The 11,229-nt window shown below is 63.1% G+C and carries 7 protein-coding genes and 1 pseudogene; 6 read left to right on the forward strand and 2 right to left on the reverse strand.

Translation table 11 applies throughout. From position 1 onward, the window contains the following. Positions 1-76: 76 nt before the first annotated feature. The gene (locus OU995_RS16460; RefSeq protein ID WP_267831092.1) at positions 77-508 is read right to left on the reverse strand and encodes an NfeD family protein; all 432 of its coding nucleotides are present in this window, start codon (positions 506-508) and stop codon (positions 77-79) included. Positions 509-752: 244 nt separating this feature from the next. Between OU995_RS16460 and OU995_RS16465 the strand changes: the two genes are divergently transcribed. Continuing rightward, positions 753-3,017, forward strand: coding sequence for an arginine/lysine/ornithine decarboxylase (locus OU995_RS16465; RefSeq protein WP_267831093.1), 2,265 nt, complete (start codon positions 753-755; stop codon positions 3,015-3,017). 217 nt (positions 3,018-3,234) lie between these two features. Here the strand turns inward: OU995_RS16465 and fabI are convergent, their stop codons facing one another. Continuing rightward, on the reverse strand, positions 3,235-4,017 hold the full coding sequence (gene fabI / locus OU995_RS16470; RefSeq protein ID WP_267831094.1) for an enoyl-ACP reductase FabI: 783 nt from the start codon (positions 4,015-4,017) through the stop codon (positions 3,235-3,237). Between the two features lie 383 nt (positions 4,018-4,400). Here fabI and rimP point away from each other — a divergent pair. The 5 genes and pseudogenes from rimP to truB form a co-directional block, all read left to right on the forward strand. Continuing rightward, positions 4,401-4,934, forward strand: a pseudogene (rimP, locus tag OU995_RS16475) (ribosome maturation factor RimP); the annotation flags it as partial. A 164-nt stretch (positions 4,935-5,098) separates the two neighbouring features. Further along, on the forward strand, positions 5,099-6,577 hold the full coding sequence (gene nusA / locus OU995_RS16480; protein WP_267831095.1) for a transcription termination factor NusA: 1,479 nt from the start codon (positions 5,099-5,101) through the stop codon (positions 6,575-6,577). Positions 6,578-6,630: 53 nt separating this feature from the next. Continuing rightward, positions 6,631-9,618, forward strand: coding sequence for a translation initiation factor IF-2 (gene infB, locus OU995_RS16485; RefSeq protein ID WP_267831096.1), 2,988 nt, complete (start codon positions 6,631-6,633; stop codon positions 9,616-9,618). Between the two features lie 146 nt (positions 9,619-9,764). Continuing rightward, positions 9,765-10,145: a 30S ribosome-binding factor RbfA gene (gene rbfA, locus OU995_RS16490; protein WP_267831097.1), complete on the forward strand. Its 381-nt coding sequence runs from the start codon at positions 9,765-9,767 to the stop codon at positions 10,143-10,145. A gap of 63 nt (positions 10,146-10,208) precedes the next feature. Then, entirely contained in the window at positions 10,209-11,165 is a 957-nt protein-coding gene (gene truB / locus OU995_RS16495) for a tRNA pseudouridine(55) synthase TruB (RefSeq protein ID WP_267831098.1), read from the forward strand. Positions 11,166-11,229 lie beyond the last annotated feature (64 nt).

Raw genomic sequence — 11,229 nt, forward strand, 5'->3', positions numbered from 1 at the left:
GCGGTGTGGGCCTGGCGGCCTGCGCCAGGGGCCGTGCTGCGCGACCTTCGGCGTGGGTCTGCCGTGGGTCTGGCGATCAGGCGGCTTCCAGCATGAGGCAGGCCCCTTCCACCGCGCGGATGACATGACGCCCGGAATGCGGAGCGCCGTTGCCGATAAAGCGGGCCTGCCAGGCCGCGCCGCGATACTTCACCTCGGCCGTGCCGTCCGCCCGCCAGTGATGGACATCCAGGCTCTGGCCCACATCCATATTCACATTCGGATTGGCCGTGGCCGGAATACGCGGGTGGCGGACCTGGCGCCGGTGCCACCAGGTGACCGCGCCGCCACCCACCACGGCGGCCAGCACCATCTGCAGGCTGAAATCCAGGCCGACATGTGCCGCCAGCGCCGCTGCGGCTGCGCCCAGGGCGAGCATCAGCAGATAAAACGTGGTGCCGCTGGCGAGTTCCGCCGCGATCAAGCCGCCGCACACCACCCACCACCAGGTGGACAGGCTCCAGTCCATGTCAGCCTCCGGATGTTTCAAGCATCCCTGTTGTATTGATGAAAGAAAGTGTACGCCTCGGGCCGCGCCGAACGGGGCTTCTTCCTATCCTCCCTTGGGGTGATGGGCTGGGGGTGTTGAACGTCCTGTTTGTGCGACGTTCACGGCATAGTTTCGGCTTAAAGACCACCGGACACTTGCGTGACCTGGGGTTGGCCCTACACTTCGCGCCTTTCCTGTTTGACCCCGCTTCGCCGGAGGCCCCATGACGCCGCGTTTCCGCTTCCCCATCGTCATCATTGACGAGGACTACCGCTCCGAGAACACCTCGGGTCTGGGCATCCGCGCCCTGGCCGACGCCATCCAGAAGGAAGGCTTCGAAGTGCTGGGCGTCACCAGCTATGGCGACCTGAGTCAGTTCGCCCAGCAACAGAGCCGGGCCAGCGCCTTCATCCTGTCGATCGACGACGAAGAATTCAGTTCCGGGCCCGAGCTGGACCCGGCCGTGCTGAACCTGCGCAAGTTCATTCAGGAGATCCGCTTCAAGAATGCGGACATCCCGATCTATGTGTATGGAGAAACCCGCACCTCCCAGCATTTGCCGAACGACGTGCTGCGTGAGTTGCATGGCTTCATCCATATGTTCGAGGACACCCCGGAATTTGTGGCCCGCCACATCATCCGTGAAGCCAAGAGCTACCTGGACGGGCTGGCGCCTCCCTTCTTCAAGGCGCTGATGGACTATGCGCAGGACGGGTCCTACTCCTGGCATTGCCCGGGGCATTCCGGTGGCGTGGCCTTCCTGAAGAGCCCGGTGGGCCAGATGTTCCACCAGTTCTTTGGCGAGAACATGCTGCGCGCCGACGTCTGCAATGCCGTGGAAGAACTGGGCCAGTTGCTGGACCACACCGGCCCGGTGGCCGAGAGCGAGAAGAATGCCGCCCGCATCTTCAATGCGGACCATTGCTTCTTTGTCACCAACGGCACGTCCACCTCCAACAAGATGGTCTGGCACCACACGGTGGCGCCCGGGGATGTGGTGGTGGTGGATCGCAACTGCCACAAGAGCATCCTGCACAGCATCATCATGACCGGCGCGGTGCCGGTCTTCATGACGCCCACGCGCAACCACTACGGCATCATCGGCCCGATTCCGGAGCAGGAATTCGAGCCGGAGACCATCCGCAAGAAGATTGCCCGCAATCCGCTGCTGGCCGGGGTGGATCCGAAGACGGTGAAGCCGCGCATCATGACGCTGACGCAGAGCACCTATGACGGCGTGCTCTACAACACCGAAACCATCAAGAGCAAGCTGGACGGCTGGATCGACACGCTGCACTTCGACGAAGCCTGGCTGCCGCATGCCGCGTTCCACAGCTTCTATGGCTCCTACCATGCCATGGGCAAGCACCGCGCGCGGCCCAAGACGGCCATGGTGTATGCCACCCAGTCCACCCACAAGCTGCTGGCCGGGATTTCGCAGGCGTCTCAGGTGCTGGTGCAGGATTCACAGAATGTGAAGCTGGATCGGCATCTGTTCAATGAAGCCTACCTGATGCACACGTCCACCAGCCCGCAATACTCGATCATCGCGAGCTGCGACGTGGCCGCCGCCATGATGGAGCCTCCCGGCGGTACGGCGCTGGTGGAAGAGTCCATCTCCGAAGCGCTGGACTTCCGCCGCGCCATGCGCAAGGTGGAGAAGGACTACGGCAAGGACTGGTGGTTCAAGGTCTGGGGCCCCGAAAAGCTCGCCGGGGAGGGCGTTGGCAAGCCCGCTGACTGGATGTTGAAGACCAACGAGAAGTGGCACGGTTTCGGCCCGATCGAAGACGGCTTCAACATGCTGGACCCGATCAAGTCCACCATCATCACGCCTGGGCTGGACATGAGCGGCAAGTTTGCCAAGACCGGCATCCCGGCCAGCATCGTGACCAAGTTCCTGGCCGAGCATGGGGTGGTGGTGGAGAAGACGGGGCTGTACTCGTTCTTCATCATGTTCACCATCGGCATCACCAAGGGACGCTGGAACACGTTGCTGACGGCGCTGCAGCAGTTCAAGGACGACTACGACCGCAATGCGCCGATCTGGCGCATCCTGCCGGAATTCGTGGCGGCTTTCCCGCGTTATGAACGCATGGGGCTGCGCGACCTCTGCCAGAGCATCCATGAGGCGTATGCATCCGGGGATATCGCCCGCCTGACGACCGAGGTGTATTTGTCGGACCTGGAGCCGGCCATGAAGCCCAGCGATGCGTATGCGCATATCGCCCATCGCAAGACGGAGCGGGTGGAGATCGACCATCTGGAGGGCCGCGTGACCACCGCGCTGCTGACGCCATACCCCCCGGGCATCCCGCTGCTGATCCCGGGCGAGCGCTTCAACCGCAAGATCGTCGAGTATCTGAAGTTCACCCGTGACTTCAACGCCAAGTTCCCAGGCTTTGCCACCGATGTGCATGGTCTGGTGGCAGAGAAGGGCGAGGACGGTCGTTCGCGCTATTACGTGGATTGCGTGGTGGGCGGCTGAATCAGAGCGGTGCAGCGGTTCTGAAACGGTTCTGAAGCCTGAAGCCGGATCCAGACGTGGAGCGGGGAAGGGCAGGGAAGAGGCCAGGAAGGGGGCGATGCGGCGCCCCTGTCTGACGCCGGTTCAGCGGTTGACGGCTGGTGTACGACGTTCTTTTACCCCTCCAGATAAAAAAATGGCCTCCAACAAGGAGGCCATTTTTCTTGGTGGGTTCGGATTATTCGGTGCCAGCCAACGCGCTGTGGCTGAAACCGCCGTCTACATAAATGATTTCCGAGCTGATGCCGGCCGACAGGTCGGACATCAGGAATGCGGCGGTATTGCCCACATCCTCGATGGTGACGTTGCGACGGATGGCGGTGGTGGCTGCGAACTGGTTCAGCAGCTTGCCAAAGTCCTTGATGCCGGAGGCGGCCAGGGTTTTGATGGGGCCAGCGGAGATGCCGTTGACCCGGATGTTCTTCGCCCCCAGGTTGTAGGCCAGATACCGTACGCTGGCTTCCAGCGAGGCCTTGGCCAGGCCCATGGTGTTGTAGTTGGGCACATAACGCTCGGCGCCCAGATACGAGAGGGTCAGCAGGGCTGAACCGGGGCGCAGGCGGGCGTGGGCTGCCTTGGCCATGGCCGGGAAACTGTAGGCGGAAATGTCGTGCGCAATGCGGAAGTTCTCGCGCGACAGGCCGTCCAGGAAGTCCCCGGCAATGGCCTCACGCGGCGCGAAGCCGATGGAATGCACAAAACCGTCAAACTCCGGCCAGTGTTCACCGAGTTGGGCGAACATGCGCTCGATCTGGGCGTCGTCGCCCACGTCGCAGTCAAACACCAGCGAGGAGCCAAATTCAGCGGCAAACTCGGTGATGCGGTCCTTGAAGCGCTCACCTACGTAGCTGAAAGCCAGCTCAGCGCCTTCGCGATGGCAGGCCTTGGCGATGCCATAGGCGATGGAACGGTTGGACAGCACGCCCGTGATCAGCAGTCGCTTTCCAGCGAGAAATCCCATGTCTGCTCCTGGTATTCATGGATTCGAGAGAGGCCAGGATTCTCGCATGCAAGCACACCGGATGCTGCTGCGCCTTGTCGGCATAGTGTTTGCATAGTACACTTGCGGCTTCACTGATTGCAGTGAGCGCGTTGTGAACGCGGAGGTGTGTGCCCGGTGGTGTATCCGGTGTAGCCAAGATGCATGCTAGGTGCACCCCAGATTCACGCGAAATTGCACTAAACGGACGCGAAAGCGTATGGAGTGGGCGGATTCATCCAGCCCATTTTTTTTGCTTGTCCGTTGTTGGTGTGAGAAGGTGGTCGCTGGAAGTGAGCCGCTAAGGTGGTGCTCCCCGAGTCGTCTCACAAGATCTTTACAAGGTAGATAAGTCGTTGATGAGTTTGAGCTGGCAAGCCGTTGTTGAAAAAACCGTGACCGGGCTGGGTTACGAGGTGGTGGGCTGCGAACGCAGCGCCGGAGGCTTGCTACGCGTCTACATCGACAAACCCCTTGTTCAGCAAGCTGCCGAAGACGGCACGGTGACCTGGCAGGAGCCGGAAACGGCCGTGAATGTGGAAGACTGCGAACGCGTGACGCGCCAGCTCCGCTACGTGCTGGAAGTGGAAGAGTGCGATTACCAGCGGCTGGAAGTGTCCACCCCTGGCATGGATCGCCCGCTGAATCACCCGATCGATTACGCCCGTTTCCACGGCATGGAAGTGGAAATCACCTTGCGTGAAGCCTTCCAGGGCCGCAAGAAATACCGCGGTGTGCTGGCCACGCCCGATGACGCCGCCCCTGATTTCGCTGCACCCGCCTCGGACTGGCGCGTGATCTTCAGCGACGGCAAGCAGGAGCAGGCGCTCGACTTCAGCCTGGACGAGGTGCGCTCGGCCAAGCTGGTCCCACAGATCAGTTTCAAGGGTCGTCCGGCGGCAGCGCCTGGCGGCAAAACCCCGGCGGGCGCAGGCCCTTCGGCGGGCAAGTTGGAAAAGACGGGTTTGGCGCCCCAGGCTTCGAAGGCTGCGAAAGCATCGAAGAAGAAGAGCAATGCCAAGACCCGGCAAACGGATGACAAGGTTGACGGAGGTCTCGATCAATGAACCGCGAACTGTTGATGCTGGTGGACGCCATTTCGCGCGAGAAGAGCGTGGAGCGCGACGTGGTGTTTGGTGCCGTGGAAGCGGCACTGGCTTCGGCCACCAAGAAGTTGTATGGCGGCGAGGTCGACATCCGTGTGGCCATTGACCGCGACACCGGCGAGTACGAGACCTTCCGCCGCTGGCATGTGGTGCCCAACGAGGCCGGCCTGCAGAACGCCGATGCCGAGATCCTGCTGTTTGAAGCGCAGGAGCAGATTGCCGACATCGAGGTGGACGACCACATCGAAGAAGGCGTGGAATCCGTGCCCATCGGCCGGATCGGTGCCCAGGCCGCCAAGCAGGTGATCCTGCAGAAGATCCGCGACGCCGAGCGCGAGCAACTGCTGAACGACTTCATGTCGCGCGGCGAAAAGATCTTCGTGGGTACGGTCAAGCGCCTGGACAAGGGCGACATCATTGCCGAGTCCGGCCGGGTGGAAGGCCGCCTTAAGCGCGGCGAAATGATCCCCAAGGAAAACCTGCGCACCGGTGACCGCGTTCGCGCCGTCATCCTGGGCGTGGACCCCACCCAGCGGGGCCCGCAGATCATGCTCTCGCGCTCGGCGCCGGAGTTCATGAAAGAGCTGTTCGCCCAGGAAGTTCCTGAGATTGAACAGGGCCTGCTGGAGATCAAGAGCTGCGCCCGCGATGCCGGCAGCCGCGCCAAGATCGCCGTGGTCTCGCATGACAAGCGTGTGGACCCGATCGGCACCTGCGTCGGCGTGCGTGGCTCGCGTGTCAACGGCGTGACCAACGAACTCGCCGGCGAACGCGTGGACATCGTGCTGTGGTCGGAAGATCCCGCCCAGTTCGTGATCGGTGCGCTTGCTCCGGCCAACGTGCAGTCCATCGTGGTGGACGAAGAGCGTCATGCGATGGACGTGGTGGTGGACGAGGAAAACCTCGCCATCGCCATCGGCCGTGGCGGCCAGAACGTGCGTCTGGCGTCCGAGCTGACCGGCTGGAAGATCAACATCATGACGGCCGAGGAATCGGCCGCCAAGCAGGCTGAGGAATCCGAATCGGTCCGTCGCCTGTTTGTGGAAAAGCTGGATGTGGACGAAGAGGTCGCCGACATCCTGATCGCTGAGGGCTTTGCCAGCCTCGAAGAAGTCGCTTATGTCCCCATGCAGGAAATGCTGGAGATCGAAGCCTTCGACGAGGACACCGTCAACGAGCTGCGCACCCGCGCCAAGGATGCTCTGCTGACGATGGAGATCGCCCGTGAAGAGAAGGTCGAGGAAGTGTCTCAAGACCTGCGCGACCTCGAAGGCATCACCCCTGAGCTGCTGGCGAAACTGGCCTCTGGTGACATCCACACCCGCGACGACCTGGCCGATCTGGCTGTGGACGAGCTGGTTGAAATTTCCTCCCTCGACGAGGCAGCGGCACGCGCTTTGATCATGAAGGCGCGCGAGCACTGGTTCAGCGCATAACACCCTGCGCCGCACCAGACCGCTCCGCCCACACAAGATTTAAGGATTCAACAATGGCCGTGACTACCGTCGCCCAGTTGGCCGCAGAGCTGAACAGGCCTGCGACCACACTGCTGGAGCAGCTTCAAGCTGCGGGCGTCAAGAAGGCGTCCGCCGAGGACACCCTCAACGAAAGCGACAAGGAACGTCTGCTGGAGCACCTGCGCGTTGCGCATGGCACCGGCGGCGCCGAGCGCAAGAAGATCACCCTGACCCGCAAGTCCACCAGCGAGATCAAGCAGGCAGATGCCTCTGGCAAGGCTCGCACCATCCAGGTGGAAGTGCGCAAGAAGCGCGTGTTTGTAAAGCGTGACGACAACATGGATGAGGCTGCTGCCGCTGCTGCGGAAGAAGCCGAACTGAAGCGTCGCGAAGAAGAAGCCCAGGCTCAGGCCGAATCCCTGCGTCAGCAGGAAGAGGAACTGGCCCGCAAAATGCGTGAGCGCGAGGAAGCCGAGCGGGCTGCCCGCGAAGCGGAAGAGAAGCGCCGCGAGGAAGAGCGTCTGGCCCGTGAGGCCGAGGCGCGCGCCGCAGCGGAAGCTGCTGCCAAGGCAGCCGCTGAAGAAGAGGCGCGTCGCGCCGAGGAAGCAAAGGCCAAGGCCGCCCAGGCCAAGGCTGTTGCCAAAACCAACGAAAAGCCCCTGGAGAAGTCTTTGGAACAAACGGCCGACAAGGTCGTCGAGAAACCTGTTGCGGCTGCTCCCGCGCCTGCGCCTGCCCCTGCTGAAGCAGTGGCGGCCAAGCCGGTCCTGCGAGTCGTCAAGGCCGCCGACAACGGCGCCGACGAAAAGGCCCGTCAGGCCGAACTGGAACGCCGCCGCAAGGCTGCCGAGGCCGAAGCGGCCGCCATTCGCGCCATGATGAACGCACCCAAGAAGGTGCTGGTCGCGAAGAAGGAAGAGCCCAAGCCGGAAGCCGCTGCTGCTGCCGCCGGTATCAAGGGCACGATTCACAAAAAGCCGGCCGGCGCGCCGGGTGCTGCTGGCACCACCGCTGCGGCCGGTGCCGGCGCCAAGCCGGGCGACAAGAAATCGGTCAAGTCCGAGAAACTGTCGTCCAGCTGGGCCGATGACGCCAAGAAGCGCGGTGGCGCGGCCAAGGGTCGCACCGATGCGCCTGCGGGTGCCGGTGCTGCCCGTCCGGCAGGCTGGCGCGCGCCCAAGGGTGCGGGGGCCGGCCGCCGTGGCGACCGCAATGACCGTGGCGCTCCGTCCAACTTCGTGGCACCGACCGAACCGGTCATCCAGGAAGTGCATGTGCCGGAAACCATCTCGGTGGCCGATCTGGCTCACAAGATGTCGGTGAAGGCGTCCGAGGTCATCAAGCACCTGATGAAGCTGGGTCAGATGGTCACCATCAACCAGCAGCTGGATCAGGAAACCGCCATGATCCTGGTCGAGGAAATGGGCCACAAGGCCTTGCCGGCCAAGCTGGACGATCCCGATGCCTTCCTGGAAGAAGAGGGCGCCGCCGCCGAAGCGCAGCACGAACTGCTGCCTCGCGCACCGGTCGTGACCGTGATGGGTCACGTGGACCACGGCAAGACCTCGCTGCTGGACAGCATCCGCCGCGCCCGTGTGGCGGCTGGCGAAGCGGGCGGCATCACGCAGCACATCGGCGCTTATCACGTCGATACGCCGCGCGGCATGATCACCTTCCTGGACACCCCGGGCCACGAGGCGTTCACCGCCATGCGTGCCCGCGGCGCCAAGGCCACGGACATCGTCATCCTGGTGGTGGCGGCGGACGATGGCGTGATGCCGCAGACCAAGGAAGCGATCCACCATGCCAAGGCGGCGGGCGTGCCCATCGTCGTGGCCATGAACAAGATCGACAAGCCCGATGCCAACCCTGAGCGCCTGAAGAGCGAGCTGGTGGCCGAAGAGGTGGTGCCGGAAGAATTCGGTGGTGACTCGCCGTTTGTCCCGGTGTCGGCCAAGACCGGCCAGGGCATCGACGAGCTGCTGGAACAGGTGCTGCTGCAGGCTGAAGTGCTGGAACTCAAGTCGGCCAAGGATTCCCTGGCCAAGGGTCTGGTGATCGAAGCCAAGCTGGACAAGGGCCGCGGCCCGGTGGCGACGGTGCTGGTGCAGTCCGGTACGCTCAAGCGTGGCGACGTGGTGCTGGCCGGTTCGACCTATGGCCGTGTGCGCGCCATGCTGGACGAAGACGGCAAGCCGGCCAACGAGGCGGGTCCGTCCATCCCGGTGGAAATCCAGGGTCTGACCGAAGTGCCGCAGGCCGGTGATGAATTCATGGTGCTGTCCGACGAACGTCGTGCCCGTGAAATCGCCACCTTCCGCGCTGGCAAGTACCGTGACGTCAAGCTGGCTCGCCAGCAGGCCGCCAAGCTGGAGAACATGTTCTCCGACATGACGGCTGGCGACGTGCAGACGCTGCCGCTGATCATCAAGGCCGACGTGCAGGGTTCGCAGGAAGCGCTGGCAGCCTCGCTGCTCAAGCTCTCGACCGACGAAGTCAAGGTGCAGATCGTGCACGCGGCCGTGGGTGGTATCAGCGAATCGGACGTCAACCTGGGCATTGCCTCCAAGGCGGTGGTCATCGGCTTTAACGTGCGTGCTGATGCCGGTGCGCGCAAGCTGGCCGAGCACAATGATGTCGATCTGCGTTACTACAACATCATTTACGACGCTGTGGATGATGTGAAGGCGGCGATGGCTGGCATGCTGGCGCCTGAGCAGAAGGAAGAGATCATCGGCATGGCCGAGATCCGTACCGTGTTCGTGGCTTCGAAGATCGGCACGGTGGCTGGTTGCATGATCACCAGTGGTCATGTCACCCGCAGCTCTCGCTTCCGTCTGCTGCGTGAGAACGTGGTGGTCTACACCGGCGAAGTCGAGTCGCTCAAGCGCCTCAAGGACGACGTCAAGGAAGTGCGCGAAGGCTTCGAGTGCGGTATCAAGCTCAAGAACTACAACGACATCAACGAAGGTGATCAGTTGGAATTCTTCGAGATCAAAGAGGTCGCTCGGACGCTCTAACCCACCGCGCCTCAGCCAACGCTCCCGGGGCCCCTTGGGGGCAGGGGCGGCGTGACTGGGGGCCCAACAGAACCCCGCCTGGACGTCAGGCGGGGTTTGTGTTTGATTGAAACCCGTTTTATTGTTTTGGATGATTGAGGTCGGATATGCGTCATAAGCGATCGATTCCTAACCGCGGCCTGCGCGTGGCGGACCAGATCCAGCGCGATCTGGCCGAGCTGATCCGCGATCTGAAGGATCCGCGTGTGGGTATGGTCACGGTCAACGCCGTCGAGGTGACACCGGACTATGCCCATGCCAAGGTCTATTTCTCGCTGCTGGTGGGCAACCCGGACGACACGCAGGAGGCGCTGAATGAAGCGGCCGGTTTCCTGCGCAACGGGCTGTTCAAGCGGCTGCAGATCCACACGGTGCCCAGCCTGCATTTCCATTTCGACCGCACCACCGAGCGTGCAGCCGAAATGAGCGCCCTGATTTCCAAGGCCAACGCCAGCCGTGCGCTGGACGATGAAACGCAAGAAGACTGATCGCCCGTCCGTCGCCCGCCCCAGGATTGAATGGCAGCCCCGCCGGGCTGTGTTGCAGTAGTCATGAACGCCGTCGTTCCCCGCCCCAAGATCGAAAAGCGCGCCGTCCACGGTGTGCTGATGCTGGACAAGCCGCTCGGCCTGTCCAGCAATGACGCTTTGCAGAAGGTCAAACGCCTGATGCGGGCGGAGAAGGCCGGCCATACCGGTACCCTGGATCCGTTGGCCACCGGCCTGCTGCCGCTCACTTTTGGTGCGGCCACCAAGTTCAGCCAGGTCAGTCTGGAAGCGGACAAAGGCTACCGTGCCACCCTGCAACTGGGCGTCACCACCACCACCGGTGATGGCGAGGGCGAGGTGCTGCAACGGCGTCCGGTGGACGTGACGCTGGCGCAGATCCAGTCGGCCTGCGACGCCTTCAAGGGTCCCATCTCCCAACTGCCTCCGATGTATTCGGCGCTCAAGCATCAGGGCCGTGCCCTGTACGAGCTGGCCCGCGAAGGCATCACGGTGGAGCGTCAGCCCCGCCAGATCACGATTCATGCGCTCGACATCGTCCAGTGGCAGGCTGAGGCCTCGCTGCTGGTGATGGACGTGCGCTGCACCAAGGGCACCTACATCCGCACCCTGGCCGAAGACATCGGCGAGCGCCTCGGCTGCGGGGCTCACCTGGCGGCGCTGCGCCGGACCGGCAGTGGTCCGGTCAGCGTCGAGCAGGCCGTCACGCTGGAACAGCTGGAAGCCATGGACGACACCCGTCGCCTGGCCCAGTTGACCGCGCCCGACAGCCTGCTGGGGGAGTGGCCCGAGGTGGTTTTGAGCAATGAGGAGGCTGGCCGCTTCCTCTCCGGCATGCGTCGTCGTGTGGCGCTGGCCGATGCCCCGCAGGTGCGGGTCTACGGCCAGATGCCGCGTGCGTTTCTGGGCAGCGGGCACATTGCCGGTGGCGAGCTGATCGCTGACCGGCTGCTGAGCCCGGCCGAAATCGCCTCCATGCTCATGCAGGCTTCCGCCGGCTGAGCCCCCAGGCCGCACGACCGATTCACCGATTCCCAAGAACTTCAGAGTCTCCGAAGAAAGCCCG

The organism is Roseateles sp. SL47, assembly GCF_026625885.1.
Taxonomy (GTDB): domain Bacteria; phylum Pseudomonadota; class Gammaproteobacteria; order Burkholderiales; family Burkholderiaceae_C; genus Roseateles.